16 protein-coding genes are annotated in these 20,500 nt (G+C 65.2%); 9 read left to right on the top strand and 7 right to left on the bottom strand.

The genetic code is table 11. The features are described from left to right. The first annotated feature begins 110 nt into the window (after positions 1 to 110). Positions 111 to 1,910, top strand: a complete 1,800-nt coding sequence (locus ACVWY5_RS17565; RefSeq protein ID WP_051375991.1) for a M23 family metallopeptidase — start codon at positions 111 to 113, stop codon at positions 1,908 to 1,910. Between the two features lie 49 nt (positions 1,911 to 1,959). Here the strand turns inward: ACVWY5_RS17565 and ACVWY5_RS17560 are convergent, their stop codons facing one another. Next, positions 1,960 to 3,657, bottom strand: coding sequence for a Na/Pi cotransporter family protein (locus tag ACVWY5_RS17560; RefSeq protein WP_028331905.1), 1,698 nt, complete (start codon positions 3,655 to 3,657; stop codon positions 1,960 to 1,962). A 338-nt stretch (positions 3,658 to 3,995) separates the two neighbouring features. On the opposite strand from ACVWY5_RS17560, the gene ACVWY5_RS17555 reads away from it, so the two are divergent. Then, entirely contained in the window at positions 3,996 to 4,241 is a 246-nt protein-coding gene (locus tag ACVWY5_RS17555; protein ID WP_026192789.1) for a PilZ domain-containing protein, read from the top strand. Between the two features lie 140 nt (positions 4,242 to 4,381). Then, positions 4,382 to 5,206: a tetratricopeptide repeat protein gene (locus tag ACVWY5_RS17550; RefSeq protein ID WP_028331906.1), complete on the top strand. Its 825-nt coding sequence runs from the start codon at positions 4,382 to 4,384 to the stop codon at positions 5,204 to 5,206. Between the two features lie 19 nt (positions 5,207 to 5,225). Here the strand turns inward: ACVWY5_RS17550 and ACVWY5_RS17545 are convergent, their stop codons facing one another. The 5 genes from ACVWY5_RS17545 to metC all read right to left on the bottom strand — a co-directional run bounded on the left by ACVWY5_RS17545 (position 5,226) and on the right by metC (position 11,025). Then, the gene (locus ACVWY5_RS17545; RefSeq protein WP_028331907.1) at positions 5,226 to 6,494 is read right to left on the bottom strand and encodes an AAA family ATPase; all 1,269 of its coding nucleotides are present in this window, start codon (positions 6,492 to 6,494) and stop codon (positions 5,226 to 5,228) included. Beyond that, complete coding sequence (locus ACVWY5_RS17540) at positions 6,491 to 7,231, bottom strand: CpaD family pilus assembly protein (protein ID WP_028331908.1); 741 nt, start codon at positions 7,229 to 7,231, stop codon at positions 6,491 to 6,493. Before ACVWY5_RS17540 ends, ACVWY5_RS17545 begins: the two co-directional genes overlap by 4 nt. A 32-nt stretch (positions 7,232 to 7,263) precedes the next feature. Then, a complete protein-coding gene (locus tag ACVWY5_RS17535; protein ID WP_028331909.1) occupies positions 7,264 to 8,733 on the bottom strand; it encodes a type II and III secretion system protein family protein in 1,470 nt (489 codons plus the stop codon). Between the two features lie 13 nt (positions 8,734 to 8,746). Beyond that, entirely contained in the window at positions 8,747 to 9,547 is an 801-nt protein-coding gene (gene cpaB, locus ACVWY5_RS17530; protein ID WP_028331910.1) for a Flp pilus assembly protein CpaB, read from the bottom strand. Between the two features lie 281 nt (positions 9,548 to 9,828). Beyond that, the gene (gene metC, locus ACVWY5_RS17525) at positions 9,829 to 11,025 is read right to left on the bottom strand and encodes a cystathionine beta-lyase (protein ID WP_028331911.1); all 1,197 of its coding nucleotides are present in this window, start codon (positions 11,023 to 11,025) and stop codon (positions 9,829 to 9,831) included. 323 nt (positions 11,026 to 11,348) lie between these two features. On the opposite strand from metC, the gene ACVWY5_RS17520 reads away from it, so the two are divergent. The 4 genes from ACVWY5_RS17520 to ACVWY5_RS17505 are packed head-to-tail and all read left to right on the top strand — an operon-like array spanning position 11,349 to position 15,863. Beyond that, positions 11,349 to 12,365, top strand: coding sequence for an amino acid ABC transporter substrate-binding protein (locus tag ACVWY5_RS17520; RefSeq protein ID WP_028331912.1), 1,017 nt, complete (start codon positions 11,349 to 11,351; stop codon positions 12,363 to 12,365). A 23-nt stretch (positions 12,366 to 12,388) separates the two neighbouring features. Continuing rightward, positions 12,389 to 13,594, top strand: coding sequence for an ABC transporter permease subunit (locus ACVWY5_RS17515; protein WP_028331913.1), 1,206 nt, complete (start codon positions 12,389 to 12,391; stop codon positions 13,592 to 13,594). Beyond that, entirely contained in the window at positions 13,591 to 15,111 is a 1,521-nt protein-coding gene (locus tag ACVWY5_RS17510) for an amino acid ABC transporter permease (protein ID WP_028331914.1), read from the top strand. The genes ACVWY5_RS17515 and ACVWY5_RS17510 overlap by 4 nt, the downstream gene beginning before the upstream one ends. An 11-nt stretch (positions 15,112 to 15,122) precedes the next feature. Further along, the gene (locus ACVWY5_RS17505) at positions 15,123 to 15,863 is read left to right on the top strand and encodes an amino acid ABC transporter ATP-binding protein (RefSeq protein WP_028331915.1); all 741 of its coding nucleotides are present in this window, start codon (positions 15,123 to 15,125) and stop codon (positions 15,861 to 15,863) included. A gap of 70 nt (positions 15,864 to 15,933) precedes the next feature. On the opposite strand, the gene ACVWY5_RS17500 is transcribed toward ACVWY5_RS17505, so the two are convergent. Further along, positions 15,934 to 16,968, bottom strand: a complete 1,035-nt coding sequence (locus ACVWY5_RS17500) for a cysteine synthase A (RefSeq protein WP_028331916.1) — start codon at positions 16,966 to 16,968, stop codon at positions 15,934 to 15,936. Positions 16,969 to 17,582: 614 nt separating this feature from the next. Between ACVWY5_RS17500 and ACVWY5_RS17495 the strand changes: the two genes are divergently transcribed. Both ACVWY5_RS17495 and ACVWY5_RS17490 read left to right on the top strand, forming a co-directional pair. Continuing rightward, the gene (locus ACVWY5_RS17495) at positions 17,583 to 19,052 is read left to right on the top strand and encodes an efflux transporter outer membrane subunit (RefSeq protein WP_028331917.1); all 1,470 of its coding nucleotides are present in this window, start codon (positions 17,583 to 17,585) and stop codon (positions 19,050 to 19,052) included. Further along, a complete protein-coding gene (locus ACVWY5_RS17490; protein ID WP_028331918.1) occupies positions 19,042 to 20,487 on the top strand; it encodes an efflux RND transporter periplasmic adaptor subunit in 1,446 nt (481 codons plus the stop codon). The genes ACVWY5_RS17495 and ACVWY5_RS17490 overlap by 11 nt, the downstream gene beginning before the upstream one ends. Positions 20,488 to 20,500: the final 13 nt, after the last annotated feature.

Raw genomic sequence — 20,500 nt, 5'->3', positions numbered from 1 at the left:
GACCGAATCTGAACCAAGGTCAAACATTCGCCCCAAGCCGCATGGCATCTACGGCTTGCCGTGGGCGTGGCGGCATCTCGAGACCGTGCCCCAGGGGATGAGGGGCGTTGATGACCAGCCGTGACGAAGCGACGAAGGCGGGTGGTTATCTATCGAGCATCCCTGATATTCCGTCGCTTGACGAGCCGCCGCTGACAGGCGAGCGCAAATTGCCTGACCGGCGCGCCGTCAGCCTCCGCTGGATGGCGGGGACGATTCTGATCGGATCCGCCGCCGTCGCTCTTCTTGCCGGCGCGCTTCGCGGGACGTTTGGCGATCACGCGCGATTCGCAAGCGCGCCGGTCGTGTCACTTCCGCGCTTCGCAGGGCAGGTGGTTGACGAGGTGCGGCGCGGCGATCGTCTCGACCGGAGGCTCGGCTCGCAGGGCAATTCCGCTGCGCTCAAGATTGAGCAGCTGAGCGATGCCGGCGCGGTCCGTCGATTTACCCGCGTGTCGGCGCGGCTCGCGGAGATCGATCTCGAACCACACCAGGAAGCGCGGGGAGACGAAAAGGACGACGCGCGAGCGGGCTCGCAACGCGACCTGCTGTCGGAACTGCCAGCCATCATACGGACAGGTCCATCGCGGCGCCCACTGCCGGGCGGCACCAGCGCCTATGCTGATGGTGAGGACGTGCCGCATCCGCCGGCTCCGATAGGTGAGGCTGTCAACGTCACCAACCTTCCGAAGTCGCCTTCGTCATCGCGTCACCGGCGACATGTCATTATCGCGAGAAGCGGCGACACGCTGTCCGCCATTCTGCGGGCGCTGGCGGCGGCAGCGGAGGATGCGCCGGCGATCCTTGCCGCTTTCCCGTCGCCCGGCGCTCAAGAGACGCTGTCCGGTGGCGAGAAAATCACGGTCATCGAACAAGGCGGAGATGCCGGTTCGCCGCGCGGCCATGTCGCGACGGTGTCGATCGAACGGGCCGGCTCCAATGTGTCTGCCGTCGGTCGCACCGATCGCGGCCAATACCAGCCGATCGTACCGGAACAGCCCGACGTCGCCTCGCGGAGCGACAGCCCGCTGCGTGAGTCGATCGATACGCATTCCGTTCCGGGCGAAACGCTCCGTGACGGCCTCAACGCGCTTGCGCGCTCCAACCACGTCGATCAGGGGATCGTTGCTGAACTGATGCGGCTCTGTGGTCGCGATTTCGATCTCGACGAGCCGCTCGGCGACGCCGATGTGGCCGAGATCATCTATGCATCGAACGACATCGGTCAGCCGGAGTTGGTCTTCATCGATTTGACGGCGGGCGGACAGACCCGCCGGTACTATCGCTTCACGGCGCCGGACGATGGCAGCTCCGATTTCTATGATGAGACCGGCCAGTCCATCACCAAATTCCTGTTGCGCAAGCCGGTCGTGACCGGGCGCCTCGGCGACGGCTTCGGTTGGCGGATTCATCCGATCCTTGGCGACCGCCGCTTCCATGCGGGCGTCGATTATGCGGCGCCCTATGGTTCGCCCATCGCGGCCGCGGGCGCCGGCGTCGTCGAGACCGAAGGGTTCGAACGGGGGTACGGGAAATATATCCGCGTGCGGCACGACCGCGGCTATGAGACGACCTATGCCCACGTCGCGAGCTTCCCGCCCGGGCTGAAGATCGGAGACCGCGTCCGTCAGGGTGAGACGATCGCCTTCGTCGGATCGACCGGGCTCTCGACCGGACCGCACCTCTATTACGAGGTGCGGATCAACGGCCGCAACGTCGATCCGCTTCGGATGAAGCTGTCAGGCGGCCGGCTGCTGCAAGGGGATCTGCTCGGGGCGTTCGATCGCCAGCGTGACAGCATCAACCAACTCGCTGCGGTCTCTGCGCTTCCGCAGCGGCGTTCCGGCTCCGAACATCGGCCGCCGACGTAGCGAGCACAGATCGCATCACGCCATGCCGCCGCGGCGGGCCTTGCCGGAATCAGGAACCCGGAGAGCTCGAAGGCACGGGCGCCGCAACCTCGGTCGCTTCCATGGTGCTCTCGCGGTCGGCGGCTGTTTCGCCGGCGGCATCGAGCACGGGATAGGCGACCGAGCAGATGTGCGAATGGATGCGGCGAAGGTCGCGCAGCACGTCGAGATGCAGCGAAGTGGTCTCGATGGTTTCGGGCCGGCCTTCGCGGAGGCGCTCCAGATGACGCTCGACGGCGGCCAATTCGGCCGCGCGCAGCGCCGCCTTCTCGGTGAGCAGCTTGCGCGCCTCGTTGGCATCGCCCGACATGAACACGCCGAACGCGATCCGCAGCGAGTCGATCGTGCGCTTGTGGAACGCCGACAATTCCTCCGCGCCTTCGCTGGAGAATTGCAGGCGATGCTTGATCTTCTTGGTCGCGAGCTCGCTCAGGTTCTTGTCGATGATGTCGCCGATATGTTCGAGATTGATCGCGAACGCGACGATCTCCATCGCGCGCTGGCCCTCGCGCTCGTCCAGGCTGCCGCGGGTGAGTTTCGTGACGTAAAGCTTGATCGCCTCGTTCAGCCGGTCGACGGTGTTGTCCATCTTCGACACCTGGTCGACCAGGGCGCGATCGTTGGTCAGCATCGCCGCCATCACCTTGCGCAGCATGGCCTCGGTGTGATCGCCCATATGCAGCACCTCGCGCGCCGCATCGGCCAGCGCCAGTGAAGGCGTCTCCAGCGCGCTCTCGTCGAGGTAGCGCGGCCGTGATGGATCGGTCTCCTGCGCTCGCTTCGGCAGCAGACGCTCGAGCAGCCGCGCCATGTGGTCGAGCACGCCGATGAACAGCAGCGCGGTTGCAACGTTGAAGGCGATGTGGAACAGCGCAGTCGCCTTGGCGAGATCGGGCTGCCAGGCGTAGATGATCTCGGTGATCGGGCGCAGGAACGGCGCCACCAGCAGGATGCCGACGACGCGGTTGACGAGGTTGCCGACCGGCAGCCGGTAGCTCGCCGGATTGTCGCGCCGCGCGCCCTCCAGCAACGGATTGATGGCACTGCCGAGGTTGGCGCCGAGCACCAGCGCAAATGCAGCATAGGGCGAGATGAACTGGGAAAAGGCCAGCGACATCACCAGCAGCACGCTGGCGACACTGGAATGGACCAGCCAGGTGACGACGGCGCCGATCAGGATGCAGAGCACGGGATCGCCGGTGATCGCGCCCAGGAACACGCGCACGCCCGGAGCATTCTCGGCGGGCGCCATCGTATCGAGCAGGATGTGCAGCGCCAGCAGCATCAGGCCGAGGCCGATCGAGACGCGGCCGAGATCCTTGATCCGGGAGCGCGGCCCGCTGCGGAACGCGACGAGGCCGACAATGAACAGTACCGGCGCGATGGCGGCGACGTTGAACGACAGCACCTGCACGATCAGCGTGGTGCCGATATTGGCGCCGAGCATGATCGCGAGCGCCGGCACCAGGCTGACGATCTCTTCGGCGGCGAAGGAACTGGTGATCAGGGCAGTCGCGGTCGAGCTTTGGAGCAGGGCGGTCAGGCCGAGACCGGCGCCAAGGGCGGTAAAGCGATTGCGCAGCGCCCGGGCGAGCAGCAGCCGCAAGTCCGGCCCGAAGGCGCGCAGAATCCCGCTATGGACCATGTGCAGGCCCCACAGCAGGAGCGCCACGCCCCCCATCAGATCGAGCAGAACAATGCTTCCCATGCTTCCTGGCATCCCGGCGAATTCGAGTCGAAACGATATAGGTATCGTCTATCGACTGGCGATCAACCCCTTTTTGTTCTCATGCGAACAGGACGGTAGCAACGCACGCTATCGAGTGGGGCGGCCTGATCGAAGGTGCGTGATGCGCCCTGCAGGACAAATAGCTCAACTATTCTATTTTTGATTGATCCAAGCTCGCGGGGCTGGGCGAGGGCGCCCCCGGTAAACGAATCTCGAATGCGACCGCTCAATTACGATGGGTTCCGCTAGGCAGTTTCCAATCTTTCCCGGCTATGACGGTAGGCTAGGAAGTTGCCCAGAAAGGCTTGGGGATCAGAATGTTTATGAATCGCCGCAAGAGCGAACGCCGCCCGTGCCGGAGCGTCGCCAAAATTCAGCTGGGCACAGGGTCGCTGCCACGCGACTGCATGATCACCGATATTTCGGCCGGCGGCGTCAAGGTGATCGCCGAATATCTGGAGATCCCGCCGGAATTCACCATCATCCTGTCGACCGGCAGTCCGCGTCAGTGCCGGCTGGCCTGGCAAATCGGGCACGAGTTCGGCGCCCAGTTCGTCGACTGAACCAGCCATTTGGCTGCTTTCTCGCCAGGCGTCCGGCAGCGCATCTGGGCCGGATGACGGCGACATGATGGCATCCTTAACCGGACCTTAGGGTTAAGCTGTGAGCATCCCGGAACCTTCGCCGTTCCGAGTCTCGCTTAATGTTTGAGAATTTACCCCGACCCTCAGGCCGCGCGCGCCGTCTCGCGGGCACGGTATCTGCCGTGATCCTGCTGATCGGGTTGTCCGCCTGTCAAACCTCCGGCCCGTCGGACATCACCGGCTCATTGGGCGAGACGGCGGAAGCCACGCCGGCCCCGGCCGATCCGCGGCGCGACATCGCGACCTACCACGAGCGTGTCCGCGCCAACCCGAAAGACACCGATGCCGCGCTGAAATATGCCCGTGCGCTGCGCGCCACTGGCCAGCGGGCCCAGGCGGTCGCCGTGATGGAGCAGGCGGTGCTGGCGCAGCCCAGCAACAAGGCGCTGCTCGCGGGCTACGGACGGGCGCTCGCCGACAACGGCAATTTCCAGCAGGCATTCGACGTGCTCGGGCGCGCGCATACCCCGGAAGATCCGGACTGGCGTATCCTGTCGGCGCAGGGCGCCGTGCTCGACCAGCTCGATCGCCACGACGAGGCGCGGCAGTATTATGCGAGTGCGCTGAAGATCGTGCCTGACGATCCGTCAGTGCTCTCCAATATCGGGCTGTCCTATCTGCTGTCGAAGGACCTGCCGAAGGCCGAAGAGACGCTGCGCCGTGCCCGGGAGCGCGCCCCCGGCGACATGCGGGTGCGAACCAATCTCGCCGTCGTGGTTGGCTTGCAGGGCCGCCAGTCCGAAGCGGAAACCATCATGAAGGCCGATTTGCCGCCGGAGCAGGGCTCAGCCAACGTCGCCGCGCTGAAGCGGCTGTTGGCGCGCCGGGATGCGAGCCGCACCGACGCCGAGAAGATCCCGGTCGCAGCCAGTCGACGCGACTAGGGCGCTTTCAGGCGGGACGCTAGCCGGCGGCCCGGCGCCCGTCGTTTCGGCGCGACTGCAGCTTCTTGAGGATCGGCGACAGGAACGACTCGCGGGCTTCCGCGAGGTCGGGGCGGCCGGTGAGGCGCTGCGCGATCTGCAGGAAAGTCCTTGTGATGCGGTGACGCGCGGAGACTTCCGCGATCATCTGACCGTTGTTGGCGGCTTCACCGAACAGCCTGCAGTCGAACGGGATCGCCGCGATCGGCTGGCTCTCGATCGTCTTGGCGAAATCCTTGACCTCGATCTCGGGTCGCTTCGACATGCCGACCTGGTTCAGGCAGTAGAGCGGCGGACGGTCGTTCGGACGCGCGGTCCTCAACAGGTTCATCATGTTCTTGGTGTTGCGCATGTTGGCGAGGTCGGGCTCGGCCACGATCAGGATATCGTCGGCACCGACCAGCACGCGTTTGGTCCAGGCGGTCCATTGATGCGGCACGTCGAGCACGATGCAGGACGTCGTCATGCGCATCGTATCGAAGATGGCATCGAACGCCTCGGCGCCGAAATCGTAGACCTGGTCGAGGGTGGCCGGCGCTGCCAGCAGGCTAAGATGATCGCCGCACTTTGCGAGCAGGCGTTCCATGAAGGCAGAGTCCGGACGCTCGGGCGAGAACACGGCGTTGGCGATGCCCTGCACCGGATCCTGATTGTAGTCCAGCCCGGCGGTACCGAAGGCGAGGTCGAGATCGACGACGACCGAATCCAGCCCGAGGTCGCGCGCGATGGTCCAGGCGACATTGTGGGCAATGGTCGAGGCGCCGACGCCGCCCTTGGCGCCCGCGACCGCGATCAGGCGGCCGACCGAGACCGCTTCGGAGGCCGAGAACAGGCTGCAGATCGAGCGCACGATGTCGAGCACCTTGACCGGCCCGATGACGTAGTCGTTGACGCCGCGCCGGACCAGTTCGCGATACGGCGCTATCTCGCCGGCCGTGCCGAGCACCACGACGCGGGTGCCGGGGTCGCAGACCGTGGCGAGTTCGTCGAGACCGGCCAGGAAATCATGATCCGGCTCGGTCTCGAGCATGATGACGTTGGGCGTCGGCGCCTTGTGGTAGGCGTCGATCGCCGCGGCGATGCCGCCCATATGGACCGAGAGATGAGCCTTGGCGAGCCGGCGGTCGTCGGCAGCCGCGCGTGCGTTCGCGGCGGTCGCGACGCTGGCGCAGAAGGCCTGCACGGAAATCCGCGGCGCCGGCGCGATGTAATCGTTCGCGTGCTGCGGCTCGTCTTGTTGTTCGGTCATTTCGCGGCGTCGCTCAGCTTGGCTTTCTCGGCTTCGGGGTAGGCGGTCGCGGTCGACTCACCCTTGCGGTATTTATCGAACGCGATCGTACGGCGCGGCGTGTAGGCTGCGGTCTCGGTGCGCGGCTGTTCGAGGTCGGACGGATTGGCGACCATCGCGGCAAGGTTACGCTGCGTGGCGCAGCCGAAATTGTCGTACTGCTTGTTCTCGTTGTAGCTCGGATTGTAGATCGAGGGACCAAGGTCGCTCGGCCACACTCCGCAGGGACCGGCGACCGCGGCCATCTTCGGATAGCTCAGCCGAATGGTCGGAAGCGCGCGCGGATCGTCGAGATGATAGGGGCGCTTGGTGATGGCATGGGCGGGCACGCCCATCGACGCCAGCAGGCCTCGGATCTCCTGATATACCGCCTGTACCGAGCGCGCGTTCGAGCTGTCGGCCGGCACGTCGATCGCAATCGCGCCGGTGCCTTCGCGGCGCCAGGTGCGCGCCAGCCCCATGACGTCGTCGCGCTGCGTTTCGGTGAGATTGCCGCGGGCGCGGCCGACGAAGACGACGATCGATTGCTCGCCTTCGGTGATTGCGATCGGATGCCGCTGCCGGTAGTCGTCGCCCACGGTGCCGGTGGCAAGATTGTCGCCTGTCAGATTGCAGCCGCCGAGCGCGATCGCTGACGTGACAAGGGCGCCGAACAGCGACAGCCTCCTGGCACGACCAGCTTGTGTGTTGCGTGTCATCATAGGATCCCCCAACCCTTCAGGTCCGCGCCTCAGTCGATGATGAAGCCGAAATTGACTGGCGTGGCGCCGATCGGCTCGCTGCGGGCGGCGACGCCGTAGATGCGATTGACGCGCGCCAGCAGGGCCGACTGCGCGTCGGACGCCGGGGCAAATCCGTCGTCGGGACGGGACAGCTCCTTCTGCGCCACGGCGCGCACCACGTAGGGCGTCACGATGACCATGAGCTCGGTCTCGTTGTTGACGAAGTCCTGGCTCCTGAAGAGCTGGCCGAGGATCGGGATCTGATCGACGCCGGGCATGCCGTTGATGGCCTGCTTGGTCTGCTCCTGGATCAAGCCGGCCATCGCGATCGAACCGCCGGAGGGCACCTCCAGCGTGGTATCGGCGCGGCGGGTCTTGATCGAGGGAATGGTCGTGCCGTTCTGGCCGCCGGTCAGGGCGTTTTCCATCGAGACTTCGGAGACCTCGGTCATCACCTTCAGGCTGATCCGTCCCTCGGTCAGCACCACCGGCGTGAAGTTGAGCGAGATGCCGAATTTCTTGAAGCTGACGGTCTGAACGCAATTGCCGATCGTGCCCGACGTCGTCGTCTGGCAGGTGACGCCGGTCGGAATCGGAAACTCGCCGCCCGAAATGAAGGTCGCCGACTCGCCGGAGATCGCGGTGAGGTTGGGCTCGGCCAGCGTCTTCACCACGCCCGCGCTCTCCATCGCGCGCAGCGTCGCGGTGACGGTCGGCACGCCGAGCTTGTTCAGGGCTGCGCCCGTCAGCCCGTTGTTGGGGGCGAGCGCACCGTTATTGGCGGTGAAGGCGTTGGCGTTGTTGAAGACCACCGCGGCGGTGCCGTAGTTCATATTGGCGCTGAGGTCGACGCCGAGCTGCTTGACGACGTCCCGGCGGACTTCGGCGACGGTGACTTTCAGCATCACCTGGTCGCGGCCGCGGACCACGATGGAATTGACGACCTTGTCGGCGCTGCCGACCAGTTTGGCGGCGATGTCGCCGGCCTGCTGGGCCTCGACCGGGCTTGCCACCGTGCCGGTCAGGACGACGCTGTCGCCGACGCCCTCGATCTGCACGCCGGGCAGCATCTGCTTCAGCGCGGCGCGCATGCCGTTGAGGTCGCGCTTGATCGCGATGTCGTAAGAGGCGACTTGGTTGCCGTCGGCGTCGAAGAACACCACGTTGGTCTGACCGACCGCCGCGCCGATGATATAGGCGCGCTGCGCCGAACGGATCACGGCGTTGGCGATCTTGGGATCGGCGACCAGAACGTCCTTGGCCTCGCGCGGCAGATCGACCACGACCGACTTGCCAACGCCGAGCGAGACGGAGCGCGTCTTGGCGGCGATGCTGCTGGTCACCGCCACATCCGCGTTCTTGTCGGGATCGGTCGCGCTGGCAAGGGCAGGGATCAGCATCAGCGCGGTGATCGCCGACAATGACAGCGCGCGGACCAGCGTGGTCGACGTCGCCAATTGTTTCGCACCCGTCGTCATATCGAAGCCCCCATCACTTCTGTGTCGTCAGAGAGCTCGGGATGCCGAAGCGCACCACCTTGATGCTCTCGCCCCGCTTCGGGGCATGGTCTCTGGTCTCGTCGGTCTGCTCGTTGACGTCGGCGATGCTGCGCAGCGCCAGCGCCAGCGTGCCGCTCTGCCGGGCGCGCGCCAGCGTCTCGGCCTGCTCGGGCTTGAGCTCGAGGGTCACGGTCTTGCCGACGAGGGAGTTGTTGCCGTCCTTCTCCTTCGGCGCCTGGTCGATCGCCAGCACGCGGACGTTGGACAGCAGGATTTCAGTGGTGACGATATCGCGGCCGCCTTGCTGATCGGGATTCTTGTCGCGACGCGACAGGATCACGTCGACGCGATCGTTCGGCAGAATGAAGCCGCCGGCGCCGGTCTCCGGCGAGATTTCGGTGGAGATCGCGCGCATGCCGGAGGGCAGGATCGCGGCCATGAAGCCGCTTCCATTGGCCTTGACCAGCTTTTGCTCGCGGATCGGTTCGCCGACGATGAAGGGTGCGCGTGCGATCGAACCGATAACGTCGTTTATGGCGTTGGCGTTGGCGTCGTGACGGATGAACGCGCTGCTTGCAGTTTCAGCCGGCCAGCGCTGCCACTGGATGTCTTCGGCCTTGACCGATTGACCGAGCCCGATGTCGGACTTTGCGACCAGCACTTCGACGGTCGGCAGTTGCGCGACGGGCGGCGCGATCGGCGCCGGTTTGCGATCGCCGACGCTCGCGAGATACATGGCCGCGAGGCCTGCGACGCCGGCGATGCCGAGGACCACGATGCGTGCCGTTTTCATGCGATTGTCTGAATGCCCTTCACATAGGGCAATCGCGTCCTTGCGGCACTGACAGCCCTTCCCGAGGCATCACTACGGCCGCAAAAGTATAAGGGAACTTGATGGAAGGTCCGGACAATTAAGGGATTGGTGGGGATGGTGAACGGCGGGTTATCGGCGCGGTTGCATCTCCGCAGAATCCCGGAGATCGTGCGTGCTTAAGGCGTACGACGTTGGTCGCAATGCGGCGTCAGCGCCGGTGGAGCGTGGTTGATGTCGCCTAACGTGGCAGGGCGCGAGGATCAGAGCGCGGCCCTCAGCGCCGCAAATCCACGGTCGAGATCGGCCTTGAGGTCGTCGAGATTCTCGAGCCCGATATGCAGCCGCAGCGTCGGCCCGCCCGGCGACCATTTGGTCGCGGTGCGATAGTCGCTGCAGTCGAACGGGATGGCGAGGCTTTCGAAGCCGCCCCAGGAAAAGCCCATGCCGAACAGGGTGAGCGCGTTCAGCATTGCATCGACCGCGGTCTGCGGCACCGGCTTCAGCACGATGCTGAACAGCCCGGAGGCGCCGGTGAAGTCGCGTTTCCAGATCGCGTGCCCGGGATCGGTGTCGAGGGCAGGGTGCAGCACGCGATCGACCTCGGGCCGCGCGCCGAGCCAGCGCGCGATCTCGAGCCCGGAGCGGTGGTGCTGCGCAAGCCGCACCGATAGCGTGCGAACCCCGCGCAGCGCGAGATAGACGTCGTCGGGGCCGGCGCAGACGCCGAGCAGGCGGATCGCCTCCTGAATCAACGGCCAGGCTTTCGCATTGGCTGCGATGGTGCCGAACATGATGTCGGAGTGGCCGCCGATATATTTGGTGCCGGCCTGCATGCTGATGTCGACGCCCTGTTCGAGCGAGCGGTGATAGAGCGGCGTCGCCCAGGTGTTGTCGTCGATCATGAGCGCGCCGCGGGCGTGCGCCACGGCCGATATCGCCCGCACGTCCGGCATCTCGAACGTCTGCGAGCCGGGCGCTTCGATCAGCACGGCGCGGGTGTTCGGCTTGAATAGCGTCTCGATGCCGGCGCCGATCAGCGGGTCGAAATAGCTGGTCTCGATGCCGTAGCGCTTGAGCATGTTGTCGCAGAAATTGCGGGTCGGCCGATAGGCATTGTCGCACACCAGAAGGTGATCGCCGGTTTTGAGCACGGCGAGCAGCGTGGTGCTGATCGACGCCAGTCCCGACGGGGCAAGGCCGACGCCAGCGCATTGCGGGCCTTCCAGCGCCATCAGCACGTCCTGCAGCGCCCGTGTGGTCGGGCTGCCGTGGCGGCCATAGGTAAATTCGGCGCGATGGGCGTGCAGGTCCTCCGCGGTCGGATAGAGCACGGTCGAGCCGTGAAACACCGGCGGATTGACAAAGCCCTTCTGGGCCTTGGTGTCGCGGCCGGCCGTGACCAGGCGGGTGGCGGCCTGTTGCGGGTGGGAGGGCGTGGAGCCGTCGGAGGAGGTCATGGAGCGCTGCCGTTGAACTTTAGACTTTTTGCCGCAGCCGTACCGCGAAGACGGGGCCGGGCCGGGAGGTGTTACTAACAAGAGGTAGAAGACATGCGTCAACCCCTTGACCCGGCTCGTCAGTCGCTATGTGATGCGGCGCAACTACCAGTCGCCGCACGTTGAGGGGCCTGCCGCGACCTACGATCCGTTGCCTGACCGGTCTGCAGGTCAAACTGCCGGTCAAATCGGCATTTTTGCTGCAAGGGATCATTGGGATGGCCCGTGAACGCGAGGCGATCACAATGCAAACGTCCACCGGACGACCCTGAAAGGCCCCGCCCATGAAACGCGTATCCCTGGCTGTCACCCTTGCCGCTGCCGCCGCCCTGTCGGTCCAGGCCGCCTCGGCGCAAACCCTCAAGACGGTCAAGGACCGAGGCCAGCTGTCCTGCGGCGTCAGCGGCGGCCTGCCGGGCTTCTCGTCGCCGGACGACAAGGGGAACTGGACCGGCATCGACGTCGACATCTGTCGTGGCATCGCGGCGGCGATCTTCGACGATCCGTCCAAGGTCAAGTTCGTGCCGCTGTCGGCCAAGGACCGCTTCACCGCGCTGCAGTCGGGCGAGATCGATGTGCTGTCGCGCAATACCACCTGGACGCTGTCGCGCGATACCTCGCTCGGCGCCAACTTCACCGGCGTGACCTATTATGACGGGCAGGGCTTCCTGGTGAAGAAGTCGCTCAAGGTGAACTCGGCGCTGGAGCTGAACAGCGCGTCGGTCTGCGTGCAGACCGGCACCACGACCGAGCAGAACCTCGCCGACTACTTCAAGGGCAACAACATGAAGTACGAGGTGATCGCGTTCGCCGGCGCCGACGAGACCGTGAAGGCCTACGAGACCGGCCGCTGCGACGTGTTCACCTCCGACGTGTCCCAGCTCTATGCGCAGCGGCTGAAGCTCGCCAACCCGGCCGACCACGTCGTGCTGCCCGAGATCATCTCCAAGGAGCCGCTCGGCCCGATGGTTCGCCATGGCGACGACCAGTGGTTCGACATCGTGAAGTGGGCGCTGTTCGCCCAGATCAATGCCGAGGAACTCGGCGTCACCCAGAAGAACGTCGACGAGATGGCCAAGTCGGACAAGCCCGACCTCAAGCGCGCGTTCGGCACCGACGGCAATCTCGGTGAGCAGCTCGGCCTGACCAAGGACTGGTTCTCCCGCATCATCAAGGCCGTCGGCAACTACGGCGAGATGTACGACCGCAACGTCGGCGCGGGATCGAAGCTGCAGATCGCACGCGGGCTCAACAATCTCTGGAACAAGGGCGGCATCCAGTACGCGCCTCCGATCCGCTGATCGGTGACGAGGCGGCTGCGGCGATGACGACCGAGCCCCGAAAACCACCGCCGCAGTTCATCTTCCGCCTGAAGCGCGCGCTCGGCGGCCAGTCCGGCTGGACTGGCCTTGCCGTGCAGATCGTGTTCGCGGCGGTGTTGGCCTGGGTCGCCTATGAGATCGTGGCCAATGCCCGCGCCAACCTGGAGACGCAGCGCATTGCCTCCGGGTTCGGGTTTCTCAAAAACAATGCGGGCTTTGATGTCAGCCTGAACCTGATCCCGTATTCGGGGTCGGACACCTACACGCGGGTGTTCTTCGTCGGCCTGCTCAACACGCTGCTGGTTGCGGGCATTGGCATCGTCTTCGCCACCATCATTGGCTTCATCATTGCGCTGTGCCGGCTATCGCCGAACTGGCTGCTGGCGCGGTTCGGCGAGATCTATGTCGAGATCGTCCGCAATCTGCCGCTGCTGTTCCAGCTGTTATTCTGGTACCTCGCGGTGCTGGCGGCGCTGCCGGGGCCGCGCCAGAGCATCTCGCTGTTCAACGCCTTCTTCCTCTCCAATCGCGGGCTGGTGATCCCGCGGCCGATCGGCGAGGCCGGGCTTGATCCGTTTCTGATCGCGCTCGCGATCGCCATCGCAGGCGCGCTGGCGCTGCGCGGCTACGCAAGGCGGGCGCTGTTTCAACGCGGGCAGGCGATCCGGATCTGGCCCTATTTGCTCGGCCTGCTGACTGGTTTACCGCTGGTGACGATGCTGGTGTTCGGGCTGCCGGTGACCTTCGAGCTGCCGCAACTCAAGGGCTTCAACTTCGCCGGCGGCGCGCGGGTGATTCCGGAGCTGGTTGCGCTGGTGGTTGCGCTGTCGACCTATACGGCGGCCTTCATCGCCGAGATCGTCCGCGCCGGTATTCTGTCGGTCCACAAGGGACAGATGGAAGCCGGCTCGTCGCTCGGCCTGTCGCGCGGCACCACCTTGCGGCTGATCGTCGTGCCGCAGGCGATGCGCGTCATCGTTCCGCCGCTGACCAACCAGTACCTCAACCTGACCAAGAATTCGTCGCTGGCGGTCGCGATCGGCTATCCCGACCTGGTCTCGGTATTTGCCGGAACGACGCTGAGCCAGACCGGCCAGGCGATCGAGATCATCGCCATCACCATGGGCGTGTACCTCCTGATCTCGCTGGTCACCAGCGCGATCATGAGTGTCTATGGCTGGCGCATCAACCGGAGCCTTGGGGCATGACCGACGCCACCGCGTCATCCTTTGTCCGGCAGGACCTGGTGCCCGAGCGCCGGGCGCCGGTGAAGACCACCGGCCTCGTCGGTTTCATCCGCACGCGGCTGTTGAATTCGCCGACCAATATCCTGCTGACGGTCGTGGCGCTGGGGCTGCTCTGGTACACGATCGTTCCCGCGTTCAAGTTCCTGCTGGTCGATGCGGTCTGGAGCGGCAAGGACCGCAATGCATGCCTCGCCGAGACTGCCGGCCGTCAGGTCGGCGCCTGCTGGCCCTATATCCAGGCCAAGCTCACCCAGCTGATCTATGGCTTCTATCCGGAAGCCGAGCGCTGGCGCGTCAACCTGACCTTCGTCCTCGCGGCCGTCCTGTTGCTGCCACTCCTTATTCCGCGCCTGCCGGCGAAGGGCCTGAATGCGAGCCTGTTCTTCTTCGCGTTCCCGGCGGTCGCCTTCTTCCTGCTGCGCGGCGGCGGACTAGCCGGTTTCGGCGTCAGCTGGGTCGCGAGCCTGTTGCAGCTGTTCGACGACAGCGTCGTCAATGCCGGTCAGGCCCTGGTCAATCTCAGCCGGAGTTCGGCGATCGGGCCGCTGCTGTGGGCGGTCGGCAACATCATCGTGCTCGTCGGCAGCCTGATCGGCTGGCTGATCTTTCCCCTGACCTGGCTGCGCGAGCAGCTTCAGATGTCGAGCCAGCCGCTGTGGTTCGACTTCCTGCTGACCACGGCGACCGTCTCGCCGATCCTGTTTTTCCTCGGCGGCGGCATGCGAACCGGACAACGCGCGCTGCTCGGGAGCCTGGCGAGCTTTGCCGGCATCGCGATCGTGATCAAGCTGATGGGGCTCGACCGCGGCGGACTGCCCATCGTCGACACCAGGCTGTGGGGCGGCCTCCTGGTGACGCTGGTGGTGTCTGTCACCGGCATCGTCACCTCGATGCCGATCGGGATCGCGCTGGCGCTGGGCCGCCGCTCGACCATTCCGCTGATCCGGATATTCTCGATCGCCTTCATCGAGTTCTGGCGTGGCGTGCCGCTGATCACGGTGCTGTTCTTCGCTACCTACATGCTGCCGCTGTTCCTGCCGGGCAACTTCAACGTCGACGGGCTGGTCCGTGCGCTGATCGGCATTGCGCTGTTTGCCGGCGCCTACCAGGCCGAGGTGGTGCGCGGCGGCCTTGCCGCAATCCCGCGCGGGCAGGGCGAGGCGGCGAGCGCGCTCGGCCTGTCCTGGTGGAAGACCACGTCGCTGATCGTGATGCCGCAGGCGCTGCGCCACGTCATTCCGGGGCTCGTCAACAGCTTCATCGCGCTGTTCAAGGACACCTCGCTGGTCTCGATCGTTGCGCTGTTCGACCTCTTGGGGTCGTTGCATGCGACGTTCTCCGATCCGACCTGGTCGACGCCGACCACGGCCTTTACCGGCTTCGCCTTCGCTGGAATGATCTACTTCGTGTTCTGCTTTGGAATGTCGCGCTATTCGCTGTTCGTCGAAAACCGGCTCAACGCTCACCGCCGCCACTGAACAAGGTCACCATGTCCACAACCCCGATCGTCAACATTTCCGCTCTCAACAAATGGTACGGCGACTTCCACGTGCTGCGCGACATCAACCTGGAGGTCGGCAAGGGCGAGCGTATCGTGATCTGCGGCCCGTCCGGTTCGGGCAAGTCGACCCTGATCCGCTGCATCAACGCGCTGGAGGAATTCCAGGAGGGCGAGATCGTGGTCGACGGCATCGACCTCGGCCCGAACCTTCGCCGTGTCGACGAAGTCCGCCGCGAGGTCGGCATGGTGTTCCAGAGCTTCAACCTGTTCCCGCATCTCACCGTGCTCGACAATTGCACGCTGGCGCCGATCTGGGTGCGCAACATCCCGAAGAAGGATGCCGAGGCCACCGCGATGAAGTTCCTCGAGCGGGTCAAGATCCCGCATCAGGCCAACAAGTTTCCCGGCCAGATGTCGGGCGGTCAGCAGCAGCGCGTTGCGATCGCCCGCGCGCTGACCATGAACCCGAAAGTGATGCTGTTCGACGAGCCGACCTCGGCGCTCGACCCGGAGATGGTCAAGGAGGTGCTCGACACCATGGTCGATCTTGCCAAGGAGGGCATGACTATGCTGGTCGTGACCCACGAAATGGGCTTTGCCCGCGAGGTCGCCAACCGCGTCGTCTTCATGGACGCGGGCCAGATCATCGAATCGAACACGCCGCAGGAATTCTTCGCCAACCCGCAGCACGCGCGGTCGAAGCTGTTCCTAAGTCAAATCCTGAGATGAGCGAGTAGGGAGTAGCGAATGGCGAATCGAGCTTCTCGCTATTCGCTACTCACCATTGGCTATCGGCTTCCTAGACCAGCGGCAGCTCGATCTTGCTGCGCTTTTCCAGCCATTCCGGGACCGGCAGGTTCTTCGAGCGCATGAAGGCCGGGTTGAACAGCTTGGACTGATAGCGGTTGCCGGAGTCGCAGAGGATGGTGACGATGGTCTTGCCGCGGCCGAGCTGCTTGGCGAGCTGGATCGCGCCTGCGATGTTAACGCCGGTCGAGCCGCCGAGGCACAGGCCTTCGTGCTCCAAAAGCTCATAGATGATGGTCACGGCTTCCTCATCGGAGATCAGGAACGCGGTGTCGACCTTCGCAGTCTCGACCACCGGCGTGACGCGTCCGAGCCCGATGCCTTCCGTGATCGAATCGCCCGGCGTTGATTTGACCTGCCCATTCTTGAACAGTTCATACATCCCGAAGCCGTGCGGATCGGCGCAGGCGGTGACGATGGCCGGGTTCTTTTCCTTCAGGTAGCGGCTGACGCCGGCAAGCGTGCCGCCGGTGCCGACCGAGCAGATGAAGCCGTCGACCTTGCCGTCGGTCTGCTGCCAGATTTCCGGTCCGGTCGAGTCGTAATGCGCCTTGGGATTGTCGAGATTGTTCCACTGGTCGGCGAACAGCACGCCGTTCGGTTCGGTCTTGCGCAGTTGCTCGGCGAGCCGCCTGCCGAGATGCTGGTAGTTGTTCGGATTGGCGAAGGGCAGCGCCGGCGCCTCGACCAGCTCGGCGCCGCACAGCCGCAGCATGTCCTTCTTTTCCTGGCTCTGCGTCTCCGGAATGACGATCAGGGTGCGGTAGCCGCGCGCACTCGCCACGACAGCAAGCCCGATCCCGGTATTGCCCGCGGTCGACTCGACCACGAGCCCGCCGGGCTTCAGCGTGCCGCGCCTCTCGGCCTCCAGGATCATCCATTTGCCGGCGCGATCCTTCACCGACTGGCCCGGATTCATGAATTCGGCCTTGCCGAGAATGGTGCAGCCGGTCAGTTCGGACGCGCGTTTCAGCTTGATGAGCGGGGTGTTGCCGATCGCTTCGATGACGTCTTTGTTGAATATCATGTCGGGGAATTTCTTTGCCGGGCTGTGTCTTGCTTGGCGAACCTAGTGTGCTGATCGAAAAAGGGAAGGGCTTTTGCACTGCGGCAAAAGACCGGTTCAACACGCTTGACCTCGCACGCGCGGATGTCACGGGCGTGGGGAGAACGCAGTTTTGCGGCGGTCGGGTCGGCCAGTAGAATCATCCTGTGGTCGGCGGTTTCGCACGAGTTGCGCGCTCTCGGCCAATCAAGACCTGACGGCGCAGTGGGCGGTGGCGCGAGTCTGGCGTCGCGCCGGCACATCTTGCGGATTCAATGCAACAGGAGCCGAGAAATCCCCATGAAATCTTTGTAAGAATCGTGACTTCCGGCACGGGGCCGAAATGCGCGGAAATGCCGTAAAAAATAGGGAAAAGTCGGCATTCAAGGTAGCCACGAATCGCTTGCGATGCGACGCCGCGCAATCGTGACGGGGCTGTCCGCCCCATTGTCCCAAGGGTAGAATGGGACAGGCAGGTTCCATTTGAAGCATACCCCCGTGAACGTCACCCAGACCATCGCTGAACGCGGCATTCGTGCGCCACGGGCGAAGTCTGGCTTCGGCGGAGAACGGGTGTGACCCAGCCCGTGTCCGTGATGGTGCCTGGAGGCCGGTTCGGCCTCGCCGTCCGCGCGCGCCGGCTCGCGGCACGCTCGCTTGTTGCGCTCGGCCTGGTCGCCGGCTCTGCCGGCTGCATTCTGACCCAGGACATCCCGGATTCCGCGCTCGACGTGCCTCAGGGCTACAAGGCCGCGCGTCTCGGCCGGCCGGGCGACGCGCTTCCGACGCTCGATTGGTGGCAGGGCTTCCGCTCCAAGGAGCTGACGCAGCTGATGGAGGAGGCGCAGACCGTCAACCTCGACATCGCAGCTGCGGTTGCACGCTTCCGCCAGGCCGACGCGCTGGCGCGGCAGGCCGGCGCGGCGCTGCTGCCGACCCTCAACCTCAACGGATCGGAAACCTACTCGCGCACCTCCGGCTCCAGCGCCAGCGGCCTCACCAACGGCGGGCGCGAGGTGGTGAACTACAACGCCTCGCTGAGCGCCAGCTATCAGCTCGACTTCTGGGGCCAGAACCGCGACGCCGCGCAGGCGGCGGAGGAGACCGCCGTTGCCAACCGGTTCGACCGTGAGGTGGTGGCGCTGACCACGCTGGCGAGCGTCGCCAATGCTTATTTCACCGTGCTGGCGACGCAGGACCGCCTGCGCACCGCGCAGCGCAACATCGCCAGCGCCGAGCGCATCCTCAATGCGATCAAGGAGCGCTTCAAGGCCGGCACCGGCTCCGATCTCGACGTCGCGCAGCAGGAGAGCGTGCTCGCCAACCAGCGCGCGCTGGTGCCGCCGCTGCGGCAGACGCTCGACCAGAGTATCAACGCGCTGGCGGTGCTGGTGTCGCGGCCGCCGGAAAGCGTGCGCGTCTCCGGCGGCTCGCTCAACGCCGTTGCGATCCCGCGCGTCACGCCGGGCCTGCCGTCTGAATTGCTGACCCAGCGTCCCGATATCCGCCGGCAGGAGGCACAGCTTGCATCCGCCACCGCCAATGTCGGCAGCGCGCGGGCGCAGTTCTTCCCGAGCATCCAGCTGACCGGAACGGGCGGCTACCAGAGCCAGGCGCTGGTCTCGCTGTTCCAGCCGCATGCCGCCTTCTTCAACCTGGTCGGCAGCATGACCCAGCCGATCTTCGACGGCGGCCGGATCCTCGGCAATTTCGAATACACCAAGGCCAGGCAGGACGAGTTGCTGCAGACCTACCGCAAGACGGTGGTGCAGTCGTTCACCGACGTCGACAATGCGCTGGTCGCGATCCGCGAGACCACGCGCCGGCTGCAGCTGCAGCGCGACGTGCTGTCGTCGTCGCGGCGCGCCTTCGACCTCGCCGAGCAGCAGCTCAAGGCCGGCACCGCCGATATCGTAACTGTGCTAAACACGCAGCTGACCCTGTTCCAGGCGGAAGATGCCTATTCGCAGGCCCAACTGGCCCGGCTATCGGCGATCGTGAGCCTATATCAGGCATTAGGGGGCGGCTGGGAACCGAAGATGGAAAGACCGGTCGATGCTCTTTAAGCCCGACTCGACGGACGAGGAGAAAAGCAAGGCGCCGCGCAAGCGGAGCCTCCTCTCGCGCCTGCTTGGGCGCATGGTGTCCTTGCTCGTCACGCTCGTGATCCTGGGCGGCCTCGGCTATCTCGGCTGGCTCGCCTTCCAGCCCAAGCAAAATGGCGGCGGCGGGCGTGGTGCAGGCGCGCGGCCCGATCTGCCGGTGCCGGTGCTCGCGGCGACGCCGCATGTGCAGGACGTGCCGGTTTACCTCGACGGCGTAGGCTCGGTGAGGGCGCTCAACACGGTCATCGTGCGCTCGCAGGTCGATGGCAAGCTGCTCAAGGTGAATTTCGTCGAAGGCCAGGACGTCAAGAAGGGCGACGTGCTGGGCGAGATTGATCCTGCGATCTATCAGGCGCAGTACGACCAGGCGGTGGCCACGAAGGCCAAGGACGAAGCGCTGCTCGCCAACCAAAAAATCGATCTCGCCCGCTATGAGCAACTCGCCGCCACCAATGCGGGCTCCAAGCAGCAGGCCGACACGCAGCGTGCGCTGGTCGCGCAGCAGGAGGCCATCATCAAGGCTGATCAGGCCCAGATCGACAATGCACGCGCCACGCTCGGCTACACCAAGATCGTCGCGCCGATCACAGGTCGCGCCGGCCTGCGTCAGGTCGACCAGGGCAACATCATCCACGCCTCCGACACCACCGGGCTCGTGATCCTGACCCAGCTGCAGCCGATCGCGGTGTGGTTCAGCCTGCCGCAGCAGCAGATCATGCGGGTCAACGCCGCAGCCGCGAAGGGCCAGCTTGCGGTGGACGTGTTCGGCAATGACGGCGTCACCGTGATCGATACCGGCAAGCTGACCGGCATCGACAACCAGGTCGATCCGACCACCGGCACGCTGAAGCTGAAGGCCGAATTGCCCAACGCCAGCTACCAGCTCTGGCCGGGCCAGTTCGTCAATGTGCGGCTCAAGGTCGAGACCCTGCCGCAGGCGATCGTGGTGCCGACCTCGGCGGTGCAGCGCGGTCCGGCCGGCACCTTCAGCTACGTGATCGGCGAGGGCGACATCGTCACCGCCAAGCCGGTCACGGTCACCCAGCAGAACGAGCATGAAGCCGTCATCGCCAGCGGCCTGACCACGTCGGACCGCGTCGTGACAACCGGCTTTGCCAATCTCGCCGATGGCGCGAAGGTCGTGGTCGGCAAGGACGACGGGCCGCCGGCCGCCGATCTCGCGCCGCGCAAGCGCAGCCGCAATCCTGACGGCAAGCGCGGGGCGCAAGGCGAAGGTCAAGGCAAGGACGGTAAGAAAGACTGGCAGGGCAAGGACGGCGAGCATCGCGGCCGGCACGAGCACAGCGAAGGCGATCAGAAGGGGCAGTCCGGACCGGCGCCCGCGCCGGCAGCAGGGGGCGAACAGTCGGGCGGCGCGCCGAAGGCGCAGCCATGACCGGCATCCTGAC

It is taken from the genome of Bradyrhizobium sp. USDA 3256 (genome assembly GCF_054058275.1).
This window is presented reverse-complemented; position numbering and strand designations above follow the sequence as displayed.